The sequence below is a fragment of the Burkholderia oklahomensis C6786 genome, assembly GCF_000959365.1.
GTDB lineage: Bacteria > Pseudomonadota > Gammaproteobacteria > Burkholderiales > Burkholderiaceae > Burkholderia > Burkholderia oklahomensis.
The window spans coordinates 3,486,133-3,508,325 of the sequence record NZ_CP009555.1; the positions used below are offsets into that span (position 1 = coordinate 3,486,133).

Sequence of the window (22,193 nt, forward strand, 5' to 3'; positions counted from 1 at the left end):
GTTCGCAGCAGACCGTATCGGAAAAATACTTCAGGGAGAAGGAAGACGATGGGTAAGCCGTTGCTGGGCCAGATGATGGATATGCCGCTTCTCGTGTCGTCGCTGATCGCGCACGCGGCGCGGCATGCGGGCGATGTCGAGATCGTGTCGCGGCGCGTCGAGGGCGACATTCACCGCTATACCTATCGCGATTGCGAAACGCGTTCCAAACGGCTCGCGCAGGCGCTGATCCGCCTGGGCGTGGGCGTCGGCGACCGGATTGGAACGCTCGCATGGAACGGCTACCGGCACGTCGAGGCGTATTACGGAATCAGCGGGATGGGCGCCGTCTGCCACACGATCAATCCGCGCCTTTTTCCCGAGCAGATCGCATACATCGTCAATCATGCCGAAGACCGCTACGTGCTCTTCGACCTGAGCTTCGCGCCGCTCGTCGACCAGCTCGCGCCGCAATGCCCGAACGTGAAAGGCTGGATCGCGATGACGGACGACGCGCACCTGCCGAAGGGCGCGACGCCGTATCTTTGTTACGAAACGCTCGTCGGCGCGGAAGACGGCGATTACGAATGGCCGCTTCTCGACGAGCGGCAGGCGTCGTCGCTCTGCTACACGTCGGGCACGACCGGCCATCCGAAGGGGGCGCTCTATTCGCATCGCTCGACGGTGCTGCACGCGTACGGCGCGGCGCTGCCCGATGCGATGGGGCTGTCGTCGCTCGACGCGGCGCTGCCCGTCGTGCCGATGTTCCACGTCAACGCATGGGGCCTGCCGTACACGGCGGCGCTCACGGGCACGAAGCTCGTGCTGCCGGGCAAGGACCTCGACGGCAAGTCGCTGTACGAGTTGATGGAAACCGAGCGCGTGACGTTCTCGGCGGGCGTGCCGACCGTCTGGCTCGGCCTGCTCAACTACATGCGCGAGGCCGGCGTGCGCTTCTCGACGCTCGATCGCACGGTGATCGGCGGCTCCGCGTGTCCGCCGTCGATGCTGAAGACGTTCGAGGACGTCTACGACGTGCGCGTGATCCACGCGTGGGGGATGACCGAGCTGTCGCCGCTCGGCACGCTGTCGAAGCTCAACTGGGCGCAGTCGCAGCGGCCCGTCGACGAGCAGCGGCGGCTCCTCGAAAAACAGGGCCGGGTGATCTACGGGATCGACATGCGGATCGTCGGCGAAGACGGCCGCGAGCTGCCGTGGGACGGCGTCGCGTTCGGCGATCTGCAGGTGCGCGGCCCGTGGGTGATCGATCGCTATTTCGGCATCGACGGGTCGCCGCTCGCCGACGGCTGGTTCCCGACGGGCGACGTCGCGACGATCGACGCCGACGGCTTCCTGCAGATCACCGACCGCAGCAAGGACGTGATCAAGTCGGGCGGCGAGTGGATCAGCTCGATCGACATCGAGAACGTCGCGGTCGCGCATCCGGCCGTCGCCGAGGCCGCGTGCATCGCGTGCGCGCATCCGAAGTGGACCGAGCGGCCGCTCCTCGTCGTCGTCAGGCGCGCCGGAATGGACGTGACGCGCGACGCGCTGCTCGCGTTCTACGAGGGCAAGGTCGCGAAATGGTGGATTCCGGACGACGTCGTGTTCGTCGACGCGCTGCCGCACACGGCGACGGGCAAGCTGCAGAAGCTCAAGCTGCGCGAGCAGTTCCGGGGCCACGTGCTGCCGACGGCCGCCGACGCCTGAACGTCCGCGAGACGGGCCCGCGCGCGCATCGCCGCGCGGGCCCGTCACCAAATTGAACGGTCGTTCTTTTTTGTTGTATCCTGCCTCTGTTTCTCGGAAAACGGCGCATCGACCGCGCGGCCTTTCGGCCGTTGGCGGACAATGACCGCATCAAGGCTGGCGCCGCCGCACCGGCCGCGCAAACGCATGGAGGCAGGCAGATGGCAGTGGACTACACGACTCGCGACGGCGTCGCCGTCATCACGCTCGACAATCCGCCCGTCAACGGGCTCGGTCTGTCGACGCGGCTCGGCATCATGGAAGGGCTCGAACGCGCGCAGCGCGACCCGTCGGTCGCGGCGATCGTGCTCACGGGCGCGGGCCGCGCGTTCTCGGGCGGCGCGGACATCACCGAATTCAACACGCCGAAAGCGCTGCAGGAGCCGACGCTGCACACCGTGATCGACGCGGTCGAGGCGAGCGGCAAGCCCGTCGTCGTCGCGATCCACGGCGTCGCGATGGGCGGCGGCCTCGAGCTCGCGCTCGGCGCGCACTATCGGGTCGCGTCGCCCGGCGCGCAGATCGCGCTGCCCGAAGTGAAGCTCGGCATCCTGCCGGGCGCGGGCGGCACGCAGCGCCTGCCGCGCGCGGTGGGCCTCGAGACGGCGCTCAACATGATCGTGTCGGGCGCGCCCGTGCCGTCCGAACAGCTCGCGAAGAGCGGGCTCTTCGACGAACTCGTCGAGGGCGATCTGCTCGACGCGGCCGTCGCGTTCGCGCGCAAGGTCGGGGCGGCGAGCGGCCCGCATCCGCGCGTGCGCGACCGCGAGATCGTCCACCAGAACGCGGCGGGCTTCATCCAGTTCGCGCGCAACAGCGTGAAGGCGCTCGCGCAGCACTATCCGGCGCCGCACAAGTGCATCGACGCGATCGAAGCGGGCGTGCTGCAAGGCTTCGACAAGGGCCTCGCGTTCGAGCGCGATTGCTTCATCGCGCTCGTGCAGACGCCCGAGAGCCGCGCGCTGCGTCATGCGTTCTTCGGCGAGCGCGCGGCGAGCAAGATTCCCGACGTGCCGGCCGGCACGCCGGCGCGCGCGATCGAGTCGGTCGCCGTGATCGGCGCGGGCACGATGGGCGGCGGGATCGCGATGAACTTCCTGAACGCGGGGCTGCCCGTGACGCTGCTCGAGACGAAGCAGGACGCGCTCGACCGCGGGCTCGCGACGATCCGCAAAAATTACGATGCGCAGGTGAAGAAGGGCAAGCTCACGCAGGAGAAGCTCGACGCGCGGATGGCGCTCGTCAAGCCGACGCTCGCATACGACGACCTGAAGGACGCCGATCTCGTGATCGAAGCGGTGTTCGAGGAGCTCGGCGTGAAGGAGCAGGTGTTCAGGCGGCTCGACGAAGTCGCGAAGCCGGGCGCGATCCTCGCGTCGAACACGTCGACGCTCGATGTCAACAAGATCGCAGCGTTCACGAAGCGGCCGCAGGACGTCGTCGGCATGCACTTCTTCAGCCCGGCGAACGTGATGAAGCTGCTCGAGGTCGTGCGCGGCGACGCGACCGCGAAGGACGTGCTCGCGACCGTGATGCAGATCGCGAAGAAGATCCGGAAGACCGCGGTGGTGTCGGGCGTGTGCGACGGCTTCATCGGCAACCGGATGGTCGAGCAGTACATCCGCCAGGCGCTTTTCATGCTCGAGGAAGGCGCGCTGCCCGCGCAGGTCGACCGCGCGATCGAGAAGTTCGGCTTCGCGATGGGGCCGTTCCGGATGAGCGACCTCGCCGGCAACGACATCGGCTGGGCGATCCGCAAGCGCCGCTACGTCGAGCAGCCGGATCTGCATTACTCGAAGATCGCCGATCGCCTGTGCGAGCAGGGCCGCTTCGGCCAGAAGACGGGCGCGGGCTGGTACGACTACGTGCCGGGCGACCGCAAGGCGCAGCCGTCGAAGCTCGTCGACGAGATGGTCGCCGCGTATTCGAAGGAGCGCGGCGTCGAGCGGCGCAGGATCGGCGACGCCGAGATCGTCGAGCGGCTCGTCTACGCGCTCGTCAACGAAGGCGCGAAGATTCTCGAAGAGAAGATCGCGTCGAAGGCGTCCGACATCGACATGGTCTATCTGACGGGCTACGGTTTTCCGCTCTGGCGCGGCGGCCCGATGCTGTACGCCGACACGGTCGGCCTCTACAACGTCGAGCGCGCGATGCGCGGCTACGCGGAAGGCGCGAACGGCGACGCGTGGCGGATCGCGCCGTCGATCGTCGAGCTCGCTGCGAGCGGACGCGGATTCAACCCGTGACGCGCGGCGGCGTCGCCCATTGACGGAGCACTACGATGCAGCGCACCGACGATGTCCTTCTCGTGATCGACGTGCAGAACGATTTCATGCCGGGCGGCGCGCTTGCCGTCGCGCACGGCGACGAAATCGTGCCGGCGATCAACCGCCTCGCCGCGCGCTTCGATCAGGTCGTGCTGACGCAGGACTGGCATCCGCGCGATCACGTGTCGTTCGCGGCGAACCATCCGGGCAGCGCGCCGTTCTCGACGATCGCGCTGCCGTACGGCGAGCAGGTGCTGTGGCCCGTGCACTGCGTGCAGGGCACGGCAGGCGCCGCGCTGCATCGCGAGCTCGACATCCCGCATGCGCGGCTCGTGATCCGCAAGGGGCATGACGCATCGGTCGACAGCTACTCGGCGTTCGTCGAAGCCGATCGGAAGACGCCGACGGGCCTCGCCGGCTATCTGCGCGAGCTCGGCGTGAAGCGCGTCTGGTGCTGCGGGCTCGCGACCGACTATTGCGTCGCGTGGTCCGCGCTCGACGCGCGCGCGGCAGGCTTCGAGGCCGCCGTGATCGAGGACGCGTGCCGCGCGATCGATCTCGACGGCTCGCTCGCGCGCGCGTGGACGTCGCTCGCGGCGGCGGGCGTCGCCCGCGTGCAGTCCGCCGACGTCAATCCGTAGACGCCGCCGTTACCCATTTCATCGCATCGACACACGAAATTCAGAATCAGGAGACTCGGATGACCGAAGCCGTAATCGTATCGACCGCCCGCACCGGGCTCGCGAAATCCTGGCGCGGCGCGTTCAACATGACGCACGGCGCGACGCTCGGCGGCCACGTGGTCGCGGCCGCCGTCGAGCGGGCGAAGCTCGATCCCGCGCGCGTCGAGGACGTGCTGATCGGTTGCGCGAACCCCGAAGGCGCGACGGGCGCGAACATCGCGCGGCAGATCGCGCTGCGCGCGGGGCTGCCCGTCAGCGTGCCGGGGATGACCGTGAACCGCTTCTGCTCGTCGGGCTTGCAGACGATCGCGCTCGCCGCGCAGCGCGTGATCGCGGGCGAGGGCGACGTGTTCGTCGCGGGCGGCGTCGAATCGATCTCGTGCGTGCAGAACGAGATGAACCGCCACATGCTGCGCGAGGGCTGGCTCGACGCGCACAAGCCGGAGATCTACTGGACGATGCTGCAGACGGCCGAGAACGTCGCGAAGCGCTACGGCATCTCGAAGGAGCGCCAGGACGAGTACGGCGTGAACTCGCAGCTGCGCGCGGCGGCCGCGCAGGCGGCGGGGCGCTTCGACGACGAGATCGTGCCGATCACCGTGCGCGCGGGCATTGCCGACAAGGCGACGGGACGCCTCTACACGAAGGAAGTGACGCTCGCGGCCGACGAGGGCATCCGTGCCGACACGACGCTCGAAGGCGTCGCGAAGATCCGTGCGGCGCTGCCGGGCGGCGTGATCACCGCGGGCAACGCGAGCCAGTTCTCGGACGGCGCGGCCGCGTGCGTCGTGATGAACGCGAAGGTCGCGGAGCGCGAAGGGCTCGCGCCGCTCGGCATCTTCCGCGGCTTCGCGGTCGCCGGCTGCGAGCCGGACGAGATGGGCATCGGGCCCGTCTACGCGGTGCCGAAGCTGCTGAAGCAGGCGGGGCTCGAGGTGTCCGACATCGGTCTGTGGGAGCTGAACGAAGCGTTCGCGGTGCAGGTGCTCTATTGCCGCGACACGCTCGGGATTCCCGACGATCGGCTGAACGTGAACGGCGGCGCGATTGCGGTCGGCCATCCGTACGGCGTGTCGGGCGCGCGTCTCACGGGCCATGCGCTGATCGAAGGCAAGCGGCGCGGCGCGAAGTACGTCGTCGTGACGATGTGCATCGGCGGCGGGCAAGGTGCGGCGGGATTGTTCGAAGTGGCTTGACGGCGGGACGTCGGGTGCGTGCGGGGCGGAGCCGGGCGGCTTCGGCCTGCGCCGCATCGCATGCGGCGGGCAAGCGCGCCGTTCGCGCGCTGCGCCGCATCGCGTCGATCGAGCGCGGCGGGTTCCCGCCGTCGCTCGCTCATCTCGCCGCGGCGTTGAAGAAGCCGCGGGCGCTCGACATCGGTCTGAGCCTGCCGATGCACGGCCCGGCGATCGACGCGCGGATTCCGGAACTCGTCGCGCGCTTGAGCGCGTATTGCGCGGCCGGGGCGGGCGGCGCGCAGACGCGCTGAAGCAGCCATGCGCGCCGCCGGGCGGCACTCGCGTGCGGCGCGGCCCGTCGCGCCGTAGCGTCGCGGCCACGATGCCGCCGCCAGGCGATCACTCGACCGATGCGGCAATCGGTGCTGCGCCGCGCCGAACGCAGTCCGCCCCATCCGCTTGATCGCGCTCGCCCGCCGCGCGTCGTTTGAAGCGACCGTGCCCGCCGCAGCCGATGGCGCGGCGATCCGCGCCGTCACACGATGCCTGGCCGCGCGCGAACGGGGCTCGCCGATTCGGCGTGCGGCCGGGAGCCTGCCGCAATGCGCGCGGCGATGCGTGCGTCAGTAGGTCGGCGGCGACTTGACGAGCGGCGCACGCACGCCGGCTTTCGCGCGATCGACCTTGCCGGCGATGACGCCTTCCATCTGGAACGACCGTTGCAGCTGCGACGGCGGCGTCACCGGATTGTCCGGATTGTGCCGGGGGGTGACGCCGAGCAGCTTGCCGACGTTGTAGATACTGGACAGCGTGCGCAATTCCCACGCGGGGAGCCTGCCCGTGCCGATCCACGCCCGGGCCAGAAAATAGTGCTCGACGCAGGCCATGATCTCGTCGTCCGGGTCGAGCAGGTGTTTCGGCCAGGACGACAGCGGCGGGCTGCCGTTCAGGCCGGGATTGCGGACCTGGTAGAGATCCTGGCTCAGGCGCAGATACCGCTTGGCTTCGGGTTCGATCGACGAGTGGTAGCTGGTCCAGTCCGCGATCAGTCTTCGGATGACGGACGCCTTGGAAGAGGAAGACACGTTGCGCTCCTTGTATCCGGGACGGGCGGGCGTCGGGGCAGATGTCGGGCGGGGCCGTCCGCGATGCGTGCAAGTTATATTTCGAGCCCTTCGAATGCCGCGACGGGCGGTCCGCGCGAAGCGGCGCCGAATGTGCCGCCGTACGCGTTTCGGCGCGCTCCGGCGCACTATCGTCAGGCAAAACGAAGTATAGATCGTCGGGATCGTCTGACAAGCGATCGAGCCGGGAGACGAATGAAAGTGGCTGAGGCTTGACGCGAAACGTGATCGGAGTCGATGAACTGGAGAGGCTCGCCGACTGTATCGCTCATCCGGCGCGACGGTGCGGCGACGGCGCGCGGTGCGTGGTGCGCCCACGGTTCCGGCGTTCGCGATCGACGCAGCCGATGTCTAGCGCAGCAATCGCCGCGACTCGTGCGAGCCGGCTGCGCGACAACGCGTCGACGAGTTGGCGGAATGGGGCGGCACCGATGCGTTTATGCCGTGGCGTTCGTCCCCGTCGTCCAGGCCGCTCGGCGCGGTTCGTGAACAACGCATCGTTTGGCGTCTCGGATAAGCGACGAAGTCTCGGGCGGATCTCGCCGGCATATCGATCAAGCAGGCCGGCGCGATGCGCGAAGCGGCGTGCGTCCTTCGTCACGAGCGGCCGGCGGATGAGCGCTGGACATTTGAATCGGCGCGCGTATCATGAGTCGTCAAGGGCTGTCATCGGCCGGCCCAACTCCTGACCGTACGCCGCATCGTCTGTCTCATTGCTGTGCAGCGTTTCCCTTCCGCCCGAGCGCATTATCTACCCCCCCTCGCTCTCGCCTGTCGCGTCATGCGATGCCTGGATAGGTCCAATCGTATTAGTCCGTGCGATCCGCCCATGAGGATCGCTGGGAGCGCGTCATGAGCATGTACACGTATTGCGGGTTCGAGATCTACCCGCTGATTTATCCTCACCTCCCGGCCCGAGACGGCCACGCTTCCGACTACGAGGCAGGCTTCGATGCGGCCGTGAAGATCTGCCTTCGCGGCACGGATACCACGCTGACCCGCAGCCGGACGTTCAGGCTCCACGGCGACTCGCCATTTTCGAGTGCGGGTGATGCACGCAGGGCTTCGTTGCGTTACGCGGAGGGAGTCATCGACCAAAATCGCGGCGAGCAATGGACGCTCGATGAAGGCGCCGGCATGCCGTTGCACGCTTGAGGGCAAGCGCCTGCGCCCGGCCGTCGCCGACGACTTCGGGATTTGCGCGAGTGGGCGCATTGTCGTCGATCAAGGCGTCGAGGCGATCCGCGCATGGCCGATGCTGCTGCGCGCCTAATATGATAGGAGGAATCGAGGCGGGTCGGCTCGGGCCGCACGCGATATCGTGCCGTCGAGCCGCATCTCGCATGGAAGCATGTTTGATTCCGTTGGCCCAACTGACGACGACGTCTTTCCCGTGGGCGACGACGCAATTGCGGCGTGGTCATCCTCCGAGCGAGGTGCGTCCGGTATCCCGGAAAGCGCGTCTGACTTAGGTGGTTTCGGTGTCTTCGGCGTTGCGTTCGCGAAGGTCGATGCAACGCCAGCAGGGGAAAGCAGAATGCAATTCAATTCGACACTATTTCGTATCGACCCGACGCCGCGGCGAGCCGACGGCGAGTACATGGCTCATGCCCGGATCATCGAAGTCGATCGTGACGGGAGCGAGTCCGACGTGCACATGAGCGGCGACCTAAAGGGATTCGACCTGCGCGACGATGCAATCGCCTATGCGCAGATATGGGCCAAGGAATGGCTCAGGACTCGCTATGGTTGAATCGAGAAAATAGCGATCGATGCATGCGGCGTGCTTCCGCGGTCGGCACTCGGCCTCGGCCCGATTGCGGCGAATGTTTCGACACCCGAACGATCGGCACGACGGTGCGGCGCTCGACGCGGCGCGCGTGCGTTTTCGGTCGGCAGCCTGAGGACTTCGCCCAGTTGCACCGACACCGAGTCTGGCTCGGCGTCGGCCCTTAGCGTGACCGCAATACGGACGAGACATACTGGCGAGACTCGCGGTCGCCATCGACGGCGAACCGCGATCCTCGACGCGCCGGGTGATCGCCGGACCGCCGGACCGCCGGACCGCCGCGATTTCGCCGGACCGCCGTGCGGCGCGGGCTGACTTCGGGACGCGAGACGAGCCCATTGGAGCCGGCAAGTTTGGTAGGCTTATCGCCTGCCTCGGTCCGCCTGGTCTCGACGTCGCTGAGAGGCGCGGTAAAACCGGGTATCGTGTCGACGAGGTCGGCACGACGTCCGGTTTTCTTATCCGGCACTGCTCCGGACGATGTCGGTTTCCAGCGAACGAAGGCGAACGAAAACGAACGAAAACGTGCCGGGTGAAGTCCGCCAGGCGAGGGATCGAGGCGGATTCCCGGACGATTGCGAACTGGAGCGAACAGAGTGATTAGGCATATTGTGATGTGGAAACTGAAGGAATCGGCCGAAGGCGCGACGCGTGCGCAGAACGCGCAGAAGCTGAAGGAGAAGCTCGAAGCGTGCCGCGGCATCGTGCCGGGCCTTCTTTCTCTCGAAGTCGGGGTCGCGACGCCCGGTCTCGAGGCGACCTGCGACGTCGTGCTCGTCACCGACTTCGCCGACAAGGCTTCGCTCGACGCATACCAGGTGCATCCGGTGCATGAGGAAGTGAAGAAGTTCGTCGGCGCGGTGCGCGAGAGCCGCGAATGCGTCGACTACCTCGTCGACGAAGCACGATGAGCGCCGGTTCGGCCACGACCGGCCACGAGCCGGTGATCGAGAGTCCGTTCGTCGACGCGCTCGGCGTGCAGCTCGTATCCGCGAAGGACGGCGCGAGCGAGATCGTGCTGCCGCTCGCCGAACAGCACATGAACACGTGGAACATCGCGCACGGCGGCGTCACGATGACGCTCGCCGACGTCGCGCTCGCGATGGCCGCGCGCAGCCTGACCGACGACGGCGTCGGCGTCGTCACGGTCGAGATGAAGGTGAACTTCATGCAGCCCGGGCGCGGCGAGCTGCGCGCGTACGGCCGCGTGCTGCACCGCTCGACCACGATGGCGTACTGCGAAGGCGAGGTCCGCGACAGCGTGGGCAACTTCGTCGCGAAGGCGCTCGGCACGTTCAAGTACATGAAGCGGCTCGCGGTCGGCCGCGACATCGCGCGGCAGCGCACCCGCACGGATCCGGGCGCGCATCCCGGCCCGAGCGACGCATGACGCATCCGAACGGCCCCGCCCATCGGCGGGGCCGTTTGCCATTGGCGCGCGGCAAAGCGCGCAGCGACGGACGAGGAGGCAGGCGATGTCACAGATCAATCGGCAGGTGCTGCTCGCCTCGCGCCCCGAGCGCGAGGCGAGCGTCGACAACTTCAAGCTCGTCGAGACGCCGCTCGCGCCGCTCGCCGACGGCGAGGTGCGGGTGCGCAATCATTTCCTGTCCGTCGACCCGTACATGCGCGGGCGGATGAATGCGGGAAAGTCTTACGCGCAGCCGCAGCCGCTCGGCGAAGTGATGGGGGGCGGCACCGCGGGCGAGGTCGTCGAGTCGCGCAATCCGGCGTTCGCGGTCGGCGACAAGGTGGTCGGCGCGTTCGGCTGGCAGGAGTACGGCACGTCGACGGGCGAGGAGCTGCGCAAGGTCGACACGACGCACGTGCCGCTGTCCGCGTATCTCGGGCCGGTCGGCATGCCCGGCGTGACCGCGTGGTATGGCCTGAATCGGATCATCCGGCCTCGCGCCGGCGAGACGATCGTCGTCAGCGCGGCGAGCGGCGCCGTCGGCAGCGTCGTCGGGCAGCTCGCGAAGCTCGCCGGCTGCCGCGCGGTCGGCATTGCGGGCGGCGCGGACAAGTGCCGCTACGTCGTCGACACGCTCGGCTTCGATGCATGCGTCGACTACAAGGCGGGCCGGCTCGCCGACGACCTCGCGGCCGCCGCGCCGAACGGCGTCGACGGCTGCTTCGAGAACGTCGGCGGCGCGGTGCTCGACGCGACGCTCGCGCTGATGAATCCGTTCGGCCGTGTCGCGATGTGCGGGATGATCTCGGTGTACGACGGCGCGTCGGCGCCGCTCGCGAACCCGGCGCTGATCCTGCGCGAGCGGCTCTTCGTGCAGGGCTTCATCGTGTCCGAGCATGTCGACGTGTGGCCGGAGGCGCTCGCGCAGCTCGCCGCGCTCGTCGCGCAGAAGAAGCTGCATTACCGCGAGACGATCGCGCAGGGGCTCGAGCGCGCGCCCGACGCGCTGCTCGGGCTGCTCAAGGGGCGCAATTTCGGCAAGCAGCTCGTCGCGCTCGTCTGACGGGCCGTGGCATCATACGGCGCTTGTCCCGAGCTTTCCGTCGGCGCGTTCGCGCCGCTTGCCCGCTGTTTGCCTTTTACGATGCCGCTGAACCCGAAGATCGCGCAGGTGCTCGACATGATCGAGCGCGCAAAACGTCCCGATTATCACGAACAGACGCCCGCGCAGGCGCGCGCGGCCTACGAGAAGAGCGCGCCGATCCTCGACGTCGCGGCAGCGCCGATGTTCTCGGTCGAAGACCTGCGGCTGCCGTCGCGCGACGGCGGCGCGTTCGGCGCGCGGCTCTATCTACCCGTCGAGCCTAGCCTGGCCGAGCCGCTGCCTGCGCTCGTCTACTTTCACGGCGGCGGATTCACGGTCGGCAGCGTGAACACGCACGACGCGCTGTGCAGGATGTTCGCGCGCGACGCGCGCTGCGCGGTGCTGTCGGTCGACTACCGGCTCGCGCCGGAGCACAAGTTCCCGACCGCGGTCGACGACGCGGAGGACGCGCTCGTGTGGCTGCACGCGCGCGCGCCGAGCTTCGGAATCGATCCGGCGCGGCTCGCGGTCGGCGGAGACAGCGCGGGCGGCACGCTCGCGACCGTGTGCGCGGTGCTCGCGCGCGACCGCGGGATCGCGCTCGCGCTGCAACTGCTGATCTATCCGGGGACGACGGGGCACCAGCAGACCGAATCGCATGCACGGCTCGCGAAGGGCTATCTGCTGTCGGCCGACACGATCCAGTGGTTCTTCACGCACTACGTGCGCGACGCGTCGGACCGCGACGACTGGCGCTTCGCGCCGCTCGACGGCACGCGCGGCGCGCCGTCGTTCGAGCGCGTCGCGCCCGCGTGGATCGCGACGGCGGAGTACGATCCGCTGTCCGACGAAGGCGACGCGTACGCGGACAAGCTGCGTGCCGCGGGCAACAAGGTGACGCTCGTCGCGTACGCGGGGATGATTCACGAGTTCTTCAAGATGGGCGGCTTCGTGCCGGAAGTGCGTCTTGCGCATGCGGACGCGGCTTTGGCGTTGCGCGCGGCGTTCGAGGGCGATTGAGCGCGAAACGTGAGCGAGGCGATCGGCGGGGCCGGGCGCGGGCCTTGCGAATTGGACGAGCTTCGCCCACCGGCCGAGCGAGATTCGAGGCGGCTGCGAGGACGGGCATGGTCGGCCGGGCGGCGGGTGCCGGCGATCGGCCGATTGCCGCGGCGTAGCATTCGACAGACGAGATCTGCACCGATTTTGCCGCTTCCGGCTGCGACCGGCGCGGCGCGGAACCGCCGGACACGCGGGGCGCGAGCGCGGTGCGCGGCGTCCGACGCAGGCCGGCTAACGAGGACACGGCACATGGACAGCATCGAGATCGAAACCGGCGACTGGTCACGCCTGGGCTGCGACGCGTCGCGAATCCGCGATGCCGTGTTCGTGCGCGAGCAGCGCATCCCGGCCGAGCTCGACCTCGACGACGACGATCCGCATGCGCGGCACGCGGTCGCGTATCTGGTCGACCGGGCGGCGGGCGCGCGGCGCCCGGTCGCGACGGGGCGGCTGCTGCCGACGGGCGCGATCGGCCGGGTGTCGGTGCTCGCCGACGCGCGCGGCCGCGGCGTCGGCTCGCGGCTTCTGCATGCGCTGCTCGCCGACGCGCGGATGCGCGGCGACGCGCTCGTGCGCCTTTACGCGCAGCAGCGCGCGGTCGCGTTCTATTTGCGGCTTGGCTTCCGGGTCGTCGGCGAGCCGTTCGTCGAGGCGGGCGTGCAGCATGTCGAAATGGCGCGCGAGCCGTGAGCGGTCCGGCGTCGCGCGTAGGCGCCGAGTCGGCGCGCTTGAAGTGCGCAAAGCGGAGCGGAGCACGATCCGTTTGCGGCCCGGTCGGTCAGGCAGGAGGCGGACGCGGCGGCAGGTGATGAACGTGAACCGCCGCGATTCCAGCGCGACCGCCGGTTTCGATACGGCGGCCTATGCTGATCGAGTCCCGAGTCCCGAGTCCCGAGTCCCGAGTCCCGAGTCCCGAGTCCCGAGTCCCGAGTCCCGAGTCCCGAGTCCCGAGTCCCGAGTCCCGAGTCCCGAGTCCCGAGTCCCGAGTCCCGAGTCCCGAGTCCCGAGTCCCGAGTCCCGAGTCCCGAGTCCCGAGTCCCGAGTCCCGAGTCCCGAGTCCCGAGTCCCGAGTCCCGAGTCCCGAATCCCGAATCCCGAATCCCGAATCCCGAATCCCGAATCCCGAATCCCGAATCCCGAATCCCGAATCCCGCGCCGGCGGCGAAGCCGTCACCGCCGCGCGGTGCCGCCCCCGTCGACGTCGAACGTGAACGCCCGCTCGAACGCGCCCGGCCGCACGATCCGGTGCGAGCCGTCGTCGTCGCAGCGCTCCTTGGCGTCGAACCTCAGCCGTCCCTCGACATCGCGCGCGACCCGCAGCGCGGTCGTGCCGCGCGACCCGTATTCGGGCGTCTCGATGAACGCCGCGGACAACGCGCGCTCCCGCTCGAGCGGAATGCCCGTGCGCGGCAGCGCGTCGTCGGCGGCCTCGCGAGTGTCGCGCATCATCTCGATCAGCGCGTCGAGGGGGGCGGCCGCGTCGCCCGTGAGCAGCGCGCCGAGCTCGCTGCGCTTGTTGGCGAGCTTCGGCCACGGCGTGTCGAGCCGCGCGTTCGACAGCCCGTGCAAGCCGGGTGCGACGAGCGCGGGCGCGTCGAGCGCCGGCTGCGCGTCGGCCGGGCGGTTGCAGTACCACGCGAGCTCGCCGCGCACGACGTCGCCGACGAGCAGCGTGAAGCCGTTGTAGAACACGGCCTTTTCGGCGACTTTCGCGAGATAGTCGAGCGGCGCGACGTTGTCGCCCGCGAGGAACTCGGAGACGAGCTTGCCGCGCGTGGGCGCGCCCGCGCGGATGTCGAACGGCGCGCGATAGTTGGTGAGCGCGGCGAAGCGGCCGTCGCGCGCGACGCCGAGCCACGTGCCGCCGCCTTCGAGATCGCGGCCCGCCAGCACGTTCGGCGCGTCGCTCCACCAGGACAGCGGCGCGCTCGTGCGGCGGAAGAATTCGTCGCGGTTCGCGGCAAGCGTCAGCACCGGGCCGTGCGTGGCGTCGGGCTGCCAATCGAATACGATCAGGCACATCGGGCGATATCCTCGCTGGGTGAGGCCGGGCGGCGCGTCGCGGCGCGTGTCGTCCGGCGGCGTGCGGCCGTCAGGCTTCGGCCTGCAGCGCGTAAGGAAGCGGCAGGAACGCGAGCGTCGGACCGCTCGCGGAAGCCAGGTGGACCGACCCGCTCTCGAGCGCGGCGAGCTTGATCTCGACGAGCGCGTCGACGCCGCCTTCGGGCGCCGCCGCCGCGTTGACGATCATCCCGCACGGCTGACCGGGGTCGTCCGAATGATAGAGCTCGACGCCCGCATGCGCGGCGTCGGCGCCGACCGCGACGTGCGCGAGCGCGGTGCGGCGCTTGATCGTGCCGCGGTACTGGCTGCGCGCGACGACTTCCTGGCCCGGATAGCAGCCTTTGCGGAAGTTGACGCCGCCGATCACGTCGAAGTTGACCATCTGCGGGACGAATTGCTCGACGGCGGGCTGCGTGATCCGCGGCTCGCCCGCGCGCACGTCGAGCCAGTCCCAGACGGCGGCCGACACGCGCGGCAGCGCGGCTTCGAGCGCGGGCAGGCGCGCGTCGAGCTCGGCGCGCGTGCCGATCCACAGATAGCGCGCGCGGCCGGCCGCGTCGGGCAAGCGGATCAGCGCGCCGGCGGGCGCGTCGACCTTCGTGTGGACGCCGTCCGGCAGCGCGTCGAAGACGCCCGACAGCGCGGCGCGCACGTCGCCCGCGAAGCCGATCGCGACGAGCGCGTCGCTCGCGTCGGCGAGCTTCGCCTTCGCGCGCAGCACGAACATCGACAGGCGCTTCTGCGCCGCGGGCTGCACGTCCTTCGACACGAGGAGGCGCACGTCGTGGCCGGCGCGCCACGCGAGGAACGACGCGAGGAGGCGCCCCTTCGGCGAGCAGTAGCCGGCGAGGCGCGCGCTCGCGGCGTCGAGATGTTCGATGTCGTTCGTCAACTGGCTGTGCAGGAACGTTGCGGCGTCGGCGCCCGTCACGTCGACGATGCCGAACTGCTCGAGCACCGCGAACGCGCCGCGCTCGAGCACGGCGGCGAAATCGTCGGCGGACGGACGGGGCAGCGCCGGCGGCACGGCGGAAACGGCGGCCTGCGCGGCCGGGGAGGCGATCGGTGTGCTCATGGAATGAGGGAACAGTCAATCCTGACTTTGGCAGAGGCGAGCAAGTATTATATGGGTCTTACCTGATTCACGTTTCGCATGTCCCTACTGAAGAAGTGCGCCGCGCTCGCGGCGCTCGCCGTCGTATTGCTGGGCGCCGCGTGCGCGGGCGGCGCCTATTACTGGGCCACTCGGCCCCTCGCGCTCGCCGCGCCGACCCTCGACGTCACGATCAAGCCCCGCAGCAGCGTGCGCGGCGTTGCGCTGCAGCTCGCGCACGGCGGCGTGCCCGTCGAGCCGAGGCTCTTCGTCGCGATGACGCGCGTGCTGTTGCTGTCGAGCCGGCTCAAGTCCGGCAACTACGAATTCAAGACGGGCGTGACCCCGTACGAGGTGCTTCAGAAGGTCGCGCGCGGCGACGTCAACGAGTACGTCGTCACGGTGATCGAGGGCTGGACGTTCCGGCGGATGCGCGCGGAGCTCGATGCGAACGCCGCGCTCGCGCACGCGAGCGCCGGGATGAGCGACGCGGAGCTGCTGCGCGCGATCGGCGCGCCCGGCGAGGCCGTCGCGCGCGGCAGCGGCGAGGGCCTGTTCTTTCCGGACACCTATCTGTTCGACAAGGGCACGAGCGACCTGAACGTCTATCGCCGCGCCTACAAGCTGATGCAGATGCGCCTCGCCGACGCGTGGACGACGCGCCGGCCCGGCCTGCCGTTCAAGACGCCTTACGAAGCGCTGACGATCGCGTCGCTCGTCGAGAAGGAGACGGGGCACGCGGCCGATCGCGCGTTCGTCGCGGGCGTGTTCGCGAACCGCCTGCGGGTCGGGATGCCGCTGCAGACCGATCCTTCGGTGATCTACGGAATGGGCGACGCGTACGCCGGGCGGCTGCGCAAGCGCGATCTGCAGACCGACACTCCGTACAATACCTACACGCGCCGCGGGCTGCCCCCGACGCCGATCGCGCTGCCGGGCGAGGCGGCGCTCTACGCCGCGGTGAATCCCGCGGCGACGTCCGCGCTCTATTTCGTCGCGAAGGGCGACGGCACCAGCGTTTTTTCCGACACGCTCGGGGATCACAACAAAGCCGTGGACAAATACATACGAGGTCAATGAATGGCGCGTGGCAAATTCATCACGTTCGAAGGGATCGACGGCGCGGGCAAGACCACGCATCTGCAGTGGTTCTGCGACCGGCTCCAGGAAAGGCTCGGGAAAAGCGGCAAGCACGTCGTCGTCACGCGCGAGCCGGGCGGCACGCGGCTCGGCGAGACGCTGCGCGAGATCCTCCTCAACCAGCCGATGGATCTCGAGACCGAGGCGCTCCTGATGTTCGCCGGCCGGCGCGAGCATCTCGCGCTCGTGATCGAGCCCGCGCTCGCGCGCGGCGACTGGGTCGTGTCGGACCGCTTCACCGATGCGACGTTCGCGTACCAGGGCGGCGGGCGCGGGCTGCCGCGCGACAAGCTCGAGGCGCTCGAGCGCTGGGTGCAGGGCGGCTTCCAGCCGGACCTGACGGTGCTGTTCGACGTGCAGCCGCAAGTCGCGAGCGCGCGCCGCGGCGCGGTGCGGATGCCGGACAAGTTCGAGAGCGAGTCCGACGCGTTCTTCGCGCGCACCCGCGCCGAGTACCTGCGCCGCGCGCAGGAGGCGCCGCATCGTTTCGCGATCGTCGATTCGAGCGAGCCGATTCCGCAGATTCGCAAGAAGCTCGAAGGCGTGCTCGCCGCGCTGTGACGAAAGGAAGACGCGAACGATGATTTATCCGTGGCAGACCGACGACTGGAACCGCCTGCAGGCGCTGCGCGCGCATTGGCCGCACGCGCTGCTGCTATACGGCCAGGCGGGAATCGGCAAGCTCGCCTTCGCGCGGCACCTCGCGAAGGGCTTCCTGTGCGAGACGCCGCACGAGAGCGGCGAGCCGTGCGGCGCGTGCGCCGCATGCACGTGGTTCGAGCAGGGCAACCATCCCGATTACCGGATCGTCGTGCCGGAGGCGCTCGCGGGCGAGCTGCCGGGCGCGGCCGACGAGCCGAAGGCCGGCGACGCCGACGAAGGCGGCAAGAAGACCAAGACGCCCAGCAAGGAAATCAAGATCGAGCAGGTGCGCGCGCTCGTCGACTTCTGCGGGATCGCGTCGCATCGCGGCGGCGCGCGCGTCGTCGTGCTGTATCCGGCCGAGGCGCTCAACGTCGCGGCCGCGAACGCGCTCCTGAAGACGCTCGAGGAGCCGTCCGCGGGCGTCGTGTTCCTGCTCGTGTCCGCGCGCATCGACCGGCTGCTGCCGACGATCGTGAGCCGCTGCCGCCAATGGCCGATGACGGTGCCCGCGCCCGACGCGGCCGCGGCCTGGCTCGCGGCGCAGAACGTCGCCGACGCCAACGCGCTGCTCGCCGAGGCGGGCGGCGCGCCGCTCGCCGCGCTCGCGCTCGCGAGCGACGAGAACCGGCCGCTGCGCGACTGGACGCTCGCGCAGCTCGCGGCGGGCGCCGCGTGCGATCCGTTCGCGTGCGGCGAGACGCTGCAGAAGCTGCCCGTGCCCGTCGTGCTCGGCTGGCTGCAGCGCTGGCTGTACGATCTGCTCGCCGAGCGCGCGGCGGGCGCGCCGCGCTATTTCCCCGCGCAGCGCGCGGCGCTCGCGCGCTGCGCGGCGGCGCTCGACGCGAACGCGTTCGCGCGTTTCCAGAAGACGGTCACGCGGCAGCGCGCGGTGGAGAACCATCCGCTCAGCGCGCGCCTCGTGTTCGAGGAGCTGTTTCTCGGCTACCGCGAGCTGTTCGCGTAGTCCTGCCCAACCGTTTCGTCCATCCGATTGCCATCCATGACCCAGCTTGCCTGCCGCGACGCCACGCCCGACGATCTGTCCGAAATCGTCGCGATCTACAATTCGACGGTCGCGTCGCGCCGGGTGACGGCCGATACCGAGCCCGTGACGGTCGACAGCCGCCGCGCATGGTTCGACGCGCACAATCCGCACGCGCGGCCGTTGTGGGTCGTCGAGGAAGCGGGGCGGGTGATCGCGTGGCTGAGCTTCTCCGATTTCTACGGCCGTCCCGCATACGGCCACACGGCGGAGATCAGCATCTATCTCGACGAGGCCGCGCGCGGCAAGGGGCTCGGCGGCAAGCTGCTCGAGCTCGCGCTCGCGAAGGCGCCCGAGCTCGGCGTCCACACGGCGCTCGGCTTCATCTTCGGCCACAACGAGCCGAGCCTGCGGCTCTTCGCGCGCTACGGCTTCTCGACCTGGGGCGCGCTGCCGCGCGTCGCGGTGCTCGACGGCGTCGAGCGCGATCTCGTGATCGTCGGCAAGCGGCTCGTCGACGCGTAAGCGCGCGCGGGCGGCGCGGGCGGGCTCGTCCGCCGCGCCGCCCGCCGTCGCGCGCAGCAAGGAATTCATCATGTTCGTCGATTCTCACTGTCACATCAATTTCGAAGGGCTCGCCGACCGCCTGCCGCAGGTGCTCGACAACATGCGCGAGCACGGCGTCACGCACGCGCTGTGCGTGTCGGTCGATCTCGAGACGCTGCCGTCGGTGCTCGCGATCGCGCGCGATCACGCCAACGTCTTCGCGTCGGTCGGCGTGCATCCGGACCACGAGGACGCGAGGGAGCCGACGGTCGCCGAGCTCGTCGAGCTCGCCGCGCATCCGAAGGTCGTCGCGATCGGCGAGACGGGCCTCGACTACTACCGTCTCGAAGGCCGCTCGATCGCCGACATGGAATGGCAGCGCGAGCGCTTTCGCACGCACATCCGCGCCGCGCACGCGACGGGCAAGCCGCTCATCGTCCATACGCGCGCGTCGTCGGAAGACACGCTGCGGATCATGGCCGAGGAGCGCGCGAGCGTGCCGGGCGGCGTGATGCACTGCTTCACCGAGCCGTGGCCCGTCGCCGAAGCGGCGCTCGCGCAGAACTTCCACATCTCGCTCTCCGGCATCGTCACGTTCAAGAGCGCGACCGACGTGCAGGACGTCGCGCGGCGCGTGCCGCTCGACCGTCTGCTGATCGAGACCGATTCGCCGTACCTTGCGCCCGTGCCGTATCGCGGCAAGCCGAATGAACCTGCGTACGTCAGTCATGTCGGACGCTTTATCGCGGCGCAACGCGGGATGACCGACGAGGCGCTCGCCGCCGCGACGTCGCGGAACTTTTTCCGGCTGTTCAAGATCGCCTGCACGGGCGACGCCAGCCCAGTCAACCAGGGGTAGGAGCTGAAAAAATGAAGTCGATCAAATACTTGTCGAAACAGCGCACGATGGGCGCCGTGCTGCGCACGCTCGCGGTCGCGGCCGGGCTCGGCGCGCTCGCGGCGGCGTCCGCGCACGCGGAGTCGCTCGACGGGATCGTGAAGGCCGTCAAGTTCGACGACATCAAGGACATCTCGAAGCAGCTGAAGAACGGCCTCGACCCGAACACGGTCGCGCCGAACGGCGATCCGCTCATCGTGGTCGCCGCGCGCGAGAAGTCCGATCAGGTCGCCGCCGCGCTCGCCGCCGCGCCGAACGTCGATCTCGACAAGGAAGACAAGGCGGGCGAGAACGCGCTGATGCTCGCCGCGCTGAACGGCGATCTGCAGCTCGTGAAGCTGCTCGTCGACAAGGGCGCCGAGGTGAGCAAGAAGGGCTGGGCGCCGCTCCATTACGCGGCGACGAACGGCAACGACGACGTCGTCAAGTACCTGCTCGACAAGTCCGCGTACATCGACGCCGCGTCGCCGAACGGCACGACGCCGCTGATGATGGCCGCGCGCGGCAACCACGGCTCGACCGTCACGCTGCTGCTCGACCAGGGCGCCGATCCCGCGCTGAAGAACCAGCTCGGCATCACCGCGCTCGAGTTCGCGAAGCACTACAACGCGCCGGACGCGACCGCGATCCTGTCGAAGCGTACGGTGCGCATCGGCGATGCGCCAGCGCCGAATGCGCAAAAGAGTGCAAAATAACGGTTTTCGGCGCGGCGGCCTGCCGCGCCTTTCGTCGTATCGGCGGTTTCGCCTTCTGACATAAGGAAGATTCATGTTGCGGGCTATGTTTTGTGCCGCCGCGCTCGCCGTGCCGCTGACGGCGGCCGCCTTTACGGCCGGCGACCTCGACAAGCTGTGTGCGAAGACCGACGTCAAGTCGCGGGCGTCGTGCGCGGCGTACATTGAAGGCGCGGCGGACGGCGTCTACAACACGATCGACGCGATCGGCGGCACGACCGGGCCGCGCGTCGGCCAGTACTTCTGCTTGCCGCCCGACATCAAGGCGCAGCAGATGACCGACGCGGTGCGCAAGTACATCGCGGAGAATCCGAAGCTCGCCGACTACAACGCGAGCACGGCAGTGTCGCTCGGGCTCGGCAAGGCGTTTCCCTGCCGCAGCTATTGATCCGGGCCGGCCGCCGCCCCACCAGCGCGGGGACGCGTTCCCCGCGAACCTGACGGAGATACGGCGCGCATGATGACGATCGACGACCTGTGGCGCATCGCGGATGCGCCGCTTCATACCTGGCTCGGCACGCTTGTCGTGTCGGCGCTCGTCGTGCTCGTGGTCGCGGGCATTCACAGGATCGGCGCGCGCATCGTCGTGCCGATCGCCCGGCCTTATTCGTTCATGAGCGTGATCGTGTCGTACGTCGACCGGCCGTCGCTCGTCCTGCTGTCGTTCCTCGCGCTCGAATTCCTGTGGCTGCAGGTCGCCGACACGCTGCCGCACGCGGCCGGGCTGCGCACGCTCGCCGCGGTCGGCACGATCGTGTCGCTGACGTGGCTGTTGATGCGGCTTGCCGCCGCGGTCGGCGACGCGATCATCCGCGCGCATCCGATCGATACGCCCGACAACCTGGAGGCGCGCCGCATCCACACGCAAACCCGCGTGCTCGCGCGGACCGTGATGGTGCTGATCGTGATCATCGGCACGGGCGCCGCGCTGATGACGTTCCCGAACGTGCGGCAGGTCGGCGCGAGCCTGCTCGCGTCGGCGGGCGTCGCGGGCCTCGTCGCCGGTATCGCCGCGCGCCCGGTGCTCGGCAACCTGATCGCCGGGCTGCAGATCGCGCTGTCGCAGCCGATCCGGCTCGACGACGTCGTCATCATCCAGGGCGAGTGGGGGCGCATCGAGGAAATCACGGGCACTTACGTATCGGTGCGCCTGTGGGACCAGCGGCGGCTCGTCGTGCCGCTGCAGTGGTTCATCGAGAATCCTTTTCAGAACTGGACGCGCAGCAGCGCCGAGCTGATCGGCACGGTGTTTCTGTACGTCGATTACCGGCTGCCGCTCGATCCGTTGCGCGCCGAGCTCGCGCGGATCGTCGCCGCCGCGCCCGAATGGGACGGCCGCGTGCAGGTGCTGCAGGTGACCGACGCGACCGAGCGCTCGATGCAGTTGCGCGCGCTCGTCAGCGCGCGGGATTCGTCGCTCGCGTGGGACTTGCGCTGCCGCGTGCGCGAGGGGCTCGTCGCGTTCATCAACGCGCACTATCCGCATTGCCTGCCGCGCGAGCGCGCCGAATGGACGACGCCCGGCGCGGCCGCGCGCGAGCCGCATCCGGGCGAGGGCGTGCTCGAGCCGGCCGCGAGCACCGCGGCGTTTACCGCGGCCGATCCGACGGCGTCGGAGACCGGCGCGCCGCGCGCGCCGTAATCGGGCGGGGCGCGTCGCGACGGGCGGCGTGGTTGGCCGTGCCGCGGTGCGCATCGTGCGCGGGGCTGAAACGTCGCGGAGCCGTTCGTGCCGCTCGCCGGCTCCGAACCGGTTCGCGCACGC

Annotated in this window: 24 protein-coding genes; 21 read left to right on the forward strand and 3 right to left on the reverse strand. The window is 69.3% G+C overall.

What is annotated here, in order from left to right:
* Positions 1-48 precede the first annotated feature (48 nt).
* From BG90_RS15490 to BG90_RS15510, 5 genes are all read left to right on the forward strand, one after another.
* Positions 49-1,689, forward strand: coding sequence for a 3-(methylthio)propionyl-CoA ligase (locus BG90_RS15490; protein WP_010114900.1), 1,641 nt, complete (start codon positions 49-51; stop codon positions 1,687-1,689).
* Between the two features lie 200 nt (positions 1,690-1,889).
* The gene (locus BG90_RS15495; RefSeq protein ID WP_010114902.1) at positions 1,890-3,974 is read left to right on the forward strand and encodes a 3-hydroxyacyl-CoA dehydrogenase NAD-binding domain-containing protein; all 2,085 of its coding nucleotides are present in this window, start codon (positions 1,890-1,892) and stop codon (positions 3,972-3,974) included.
* A gap of 35 nt (positions 3,975-4,009) precedes the next feature.
* Positions 4,010-4,636 (forward strand): bifunctional nicotinamidase/pyrazinamidase, encoded by a 627-nt coding sequence (gene pncA / locus BG90_RS15500; RefSeq protein ID WP_010114904.1) that lies wholly within the window; start codon positions 4,010-4,012, stop codon positions 4,634-4,636.
* A 59-nt stretch (positions 4,637-4,695) separates the two neighbouring features.
* Positions 4,696-5,874, forward strand: coding sequence for an acetyl-CoA C-acyltransferase (locus BG90_RS15505; protein ID WP_010114906.1), 1,179 nt, complete (start codon positions 4,696-4,698; stop codon positions 5,872-5,874).
* The gene (locus tag BG90_RS15510; protein ID WP_010114908.1) at positions 5,871-6,167 is read left to right on the forward strand and encodes a hypothetical protein; all 297 of its coding nucleotides are present in this window, start codon (positions 5,871-5,873) and stop codon (positions 6,165-6,167) included. The genes BG90_RS15505 and BG90_RS15510 overlap by 4 nt, the downstream gene beginning before the upstream one ends.
* Before the next feature lie 312 nt (positions 6,168-6,479).
* Here the strand turns inward: BG90_RS15510 and BG90_RS15515 are convergent, their stop codons facing one another.
* Positions 6,480-6,941, reverse strand: a complete 462-nt coding sequence (locus BG90_RS15515; RefSeq protein ID WP_010103021.1) for a hypothetical protein — start codon at positions 6,939-6,941, stop codon at positions 6,480-6,482.
* Positions 6,942-7,832: 891 nt separating this feature from the next.
* On the opposite strand from BG90_RS15515, the gene BG90_RS15520 reads away from it, so the two are divergent.
* The 8 genes from BG90_RS15520 to BG90_RS15550 all read left to right on the forward strand — a co-directional run bounded on the left by BG90_RS15520 (position 7,833) and on the right by BG90_RS15550 (position 13,016).
* Positions 7,833-8,135 carry a hypothetical protein gene (locus tag BG90_RS15520; RefSeq protein ID WP_010114913.1) on the forward strand — a complete coding sequence of 101 codons (303 nt, stop codon included), beginning with the start codon at positions 7,833-7,835 and terminating at the stop codon, positions 8,133-8,135.
* Entirely contained in the window at positions 8,104-8,253 is a 150-nt protein-coding gene (locus tag BG90_RS36775; protein ID WP_010114915.1) for a hypothetical protein, read from the forward strand. The genes BG90_RS15520 and BG90_RS36775 overlap by 32 nt, the downstream gene beginning before the upstream one ends.
* A 264-nt stretch (positions 8,254-8,517) precedes the next feature.
* A complete protein-coding gene (locus BG90_RS15525) occupies positions 8,518-8,733 on the forward strand; it encodes a hypothetical protein (protein WP_010103027.1) in 216 nt (71 codons plus the stop codon).
* Between the two features lie 632 nt (positions 8,734-9,365).
* The gene (locus BG90_RS15530; RefSeq protein WP_025989768.1) at positions 9,366-9,680 is read left to right on the forward strand and encodes a Dabb family protein; all 315 of its coding nucleotides are present in this window, start codon (positions 9,366-9,368) and stop codon (positions 9,678-9,680) included.
* The gene (locus BG90_RS15535; protein ID WP_010114917.1) at positions 9,677-10,159 is read left to right on the forward strand and encodes a PaaI family thioesterase; all 483 of its coding nucleotides are present in this window, start codon (positions 9,677-9,679) and stop codon (positions 10,157-10,159) included. Before BG90_RS15530 ends, BG90_RS15535 begins: the two co-directional genes overlap by 4 nt.
* Before the next feature lie 85 nt (positions 10,160-10,244).
* Positions 10,245-11,243 carry an NADP-dependent oxidoreductase gene (locus tag BG90_RS15540; RefSeq protein WP_010103033.1) on the forward strand — a complete coding sequence of 333 codons (999 nt, stop codon included), beginning with the start codon at positions 10,245-10,247 and terminating at the stop codon, positions 11,241-11,243.
* 81 nt (positions 11,244-11,324) lie between these two features.
* Positions 11,325-12,284, forward strand: a complete 960-nt coding sequence (locus BG90_RS15545) for an alpha/beta hydrolase (RefSeq protein WP_010114919.1) — start codon at positions 11,325-11,327, stop codon at positions 12,282-12,284.
* A gap of 291 nt (positions 12,285-12,575) precedes the next feature.
* Entirely contained in the window at positions 12,576-13,016 is a 441-nt protein-coding gene (locus BG90_RS15550) for a GNAT family N-acetyltransferase (protein ID WP_038802654.1), read from the forward strand.
* A gap of 480 nt (positions 13,017-13,496) precedes the next feature.
* On the opposite strand, the gene BG90_RS15555 is transcribed toward BG90_RS15550, so the two are convergent.
* On the reverse strand, positions 13,497-14,348 hold the full coding sequence (locus BG90_RS15555; protein WP_010103039.1) for an NRDE family protein: 852 nt from the start codon (positions 14,346-14,348) through the stop codon (positions 13,497-13,499).
* Between the two features lie 70 nt (positions 14,349-14,418).
* Positions 14,419-15,465 carry a CAF17-like 4Fe-4S cluster assembly/insertion protein YgfZ gene (gene ygfZ / locus BG90_RS15560; protein ID WP_010103041.1) on the reverse strand — a complete coding sequence of 349 codons (1,047 nt, stop codon included), beginning with the start codon at positions 15,463-15,465 and terminating at the stop codon, positions 14,419-14,421.
* A 78-nt stretch (positions 15,466-15,543) separates the two neighbouring features.
* On the opposite strand from ygfZ, the gene mltG reads away from it, so the two are divergent.
* The 8 genes from mltG (at position 15,544) to BG90_RS15600 (ending at position 22,070) form a co-directional block, all read left to right on the forward strand.
* A complete protein-coding gene (mltG, locus tag BG90_RS15565; RefSeq protein ID WP_010103043.1) occupies positions 15,544-16,563 on the forward strand; it encodes an endolytic transglycosylase MltG in 1,020 nt (339 codons plus the stop codon).
* A complete protein-coding gene (gene tmk / locus BG90_RS15570) occupies positions 16,564-17,184 on the forward strand; it encodes a dTMP kinase (RefSeq protein ID WP_010103045.1) in 621 nt (206 codons plus the stop codon). It abuts the gene before it with no gap.
* Positions 17,185-17,203: 19 nt separating this feature from the next.
* A complete protein-coding gene (locus BG90_RS15575; protein WP_045568210.1) occupies positions 17,204-18,232 on the forward strand; it encodes a DNA polymerase III subunit delta' in 1,029 nt (342 codons plus the stop codon).
* A 36-nt stretch (positions 18,233-18,268) separates the two neighbouring features.
* A complete protein-coding gene (locus BG90_RS15580) occupies positions 18,269-18,775 on the forward strand; it encodes a GNAT family N-acetyltransferase (RefSeq protein ID WP_010103059.1) in 507 nt (168 codons plus the stop codon).
* A 70-nt stretch (positions 18,776-18,845) separates the two neighbouring features.
* Positions 18,846-19,655 carry a TatD family hydrolase gene (locus BG90_RS15585; RefSeq protein WP_010114940.1) on the forward strand — a complete coding sequence of 270 codons (810 nt, stop codon included), beginning with the start codon at positions 18,846-18,848 and terminating at the stop codon, positions 19,653-19,655.
* 11 nt (positions 19,656-19,666) lie between these two features.
* On the forward strand, positions 19,667-20,389 hold the full coding sequence (locus BG90_RS15590) for an ankyrin repeat domain-containing protein (protein ID WP_010103062.1): 723 nt from the start codon (positions 19,667-19,669) through the stop codon (positions 20,387-20,389).
* A 73-nt stretch (positions 20,390-20,462) separates the two neighbouring features.
* Entirely contained in the window at positions 20,463-20,816 is a 354-nt protein-coding gene (locus BG90_RS15595; protein WP_010103063.1) for a Rap1a/Tai family immunity protein, read from the forward strand.
* A gap of 69 nt (positions 20,817-20,885) precedes the next feature.
* Positions 20,886-22,070 carry a mechanosensitive ion channel family protein gene (locus tag BG90_RS15600; RefSeq protein ID WP_010103064.1) on the forward strand — a complete coding sequence of 395 codons (1,185 nt, stop codon included), beginning with the start codon at positions 20,886-20,888 and terminating at the stop codon, positions 22,068-22,070.
* Positions 22,071-22,193 lie beyond the last annotated feature (123 nt).

Bases quoted from the DNA above. Each gene is read 5' to 3' on its own strand.
- BG90_RS15490 (WP_010114900.1), top strand. From the start codon at position 49: ATGGGTAAGCCGTTGCTGGGCCAGATGATGGATATGCCGCTTCTCGTG.
- BG90_RS15495 (WP_010114902.1), top strand. From the start codon at position 1,890: ATGGCAGTGGACTACACGACTCGCGACGGCGTCGCCGTCATCACGCTC.
- pncA (WP_010114904.1), top strand. From the start codon at position 4,010: ATGCAGCGCACCGACGATGTCCTTCTCGTGATCGACGTGCAGAACGAT.
- BG90_RS15505 (WP_010114906.1), top strand. From the start codon at position 4,696: ATGACCGAAGCCGTAATCGTATCGACCGCCCGCACCGGGCTCGCGAAA.
- BG90_RS15520 (WP_010114913.1), top strand. From the start codon at position 7,833: ATGAGCATGTACACGTATTGCGGGTTCGAGATCTACCCGCTGATTTAT.
- BG90_RS36775 (WP_010114915.1), top strand. From the start codon at position 8,104: ATGAAGGCGCCGGCATGCCGTTGCACGCTTGAGGGCAAGCGCCTGCGC.
- BG90_RS15525 (WP_010103027.1), top strand. From the start codon at position 8,518: ATGCAATTCAATTCGACACTATTTCGTATCGACCCGACGCCGCGGCGA.
- BG90_RS15535 (WP_010114917.1), top strand. From the start codon at position 9,677: ATGAGCGCCGGTTCGGCCACGACCGGCCACGAGCCGGTGATCGAGAGT.
- BG90_RS15540 (WP_010103033.1), top strand. From the start codon at position 10,245: ATGTCACAGATCAATCGGCAGGTGCTGCTCGCCTCGCGCCCCGAGCGC.
- BG90_RS15545 (WP_010114919.1), top strand. From the start codon at position 11,325: ATGCCGCTGAACCCGAAGATCGCGCAGGTGCTCGACATGATCGAGCGC.
- BG90_RS15550 (WP_038802654.1), top strand. From the start codon at position 12,576: ATGGACAGCATCGAGATCGAAACCGGCGACTGGTCACGCCTGGGCTGC.
- BG90_RS15555 (WP_010103039.1), bottom strand. From the start codon at position 14,348: ATGTGCCTGATCGTATTCGATTGGCAGCCCGACGCCACGCACGGCCCG.
- ygfZ (WP_010103041.1), bottom strand. From the start codon at position 15,465: ATGAGCACACCGATCGCCTCCCCGGCCGCGCAGGCCGCCGTTTCCGCC.
- mltG (WP_010103043.1), top strand. From the start codon at position 15,544: ATGTCCCTACTGAAGAAGTGCGCCGCGCTCGCGGCGCTCGCCGTCGTA.
- tmk (WP_010103045.1), top strand. From the start codon at position 16,564: ATGGCGCGTGGCAAATTCATCACGTTCGAAGGGATCGACGGCGCGGGC.
- BG90_RS15575 (WP_045568210.1), top strand. From the start codon at position 17,204: ATGATTTATCCGTGGCAGACCGACGACTGGAACCGCCTGCAGGCGCTG.
- BG90_RS15580 (WP_010103059.1), top strand. From the start codon at position 18,269: ATGACCCAGCTTGCCTGCCGCGACGCCACGCCCGACGATCTGTCCGAA.
- BG90_RS15585 (WP_010114940.1), top strand. From the start codon at position 18,846: ATGTTCGTCGATTCTCACTGTCACATCAATTTCGAAGGGCTCGCCGAC.
- BG90_RS15590 (WP_010103062.1), top strand. From the start codon at position 19,667: ATGAAGTCGATCAAATACTTGTCGAAACAGCGCACGATGGGCGCCGTG.
- BG90_RS15595 (WP_010103063.1), top strand. From the start codon at position 20,463: ATGTTGCGGGCTATGTTTTGTGCCGCCGCGCTCGCCGTGCCGCTGACG.
- BG90_RS15600 (WP_010103064.1), top strand. From the start codon at position 20,886: ATGATGACGATCGACGACCTGTGGCGCATCGCGGATGCGCCGCTTCAT.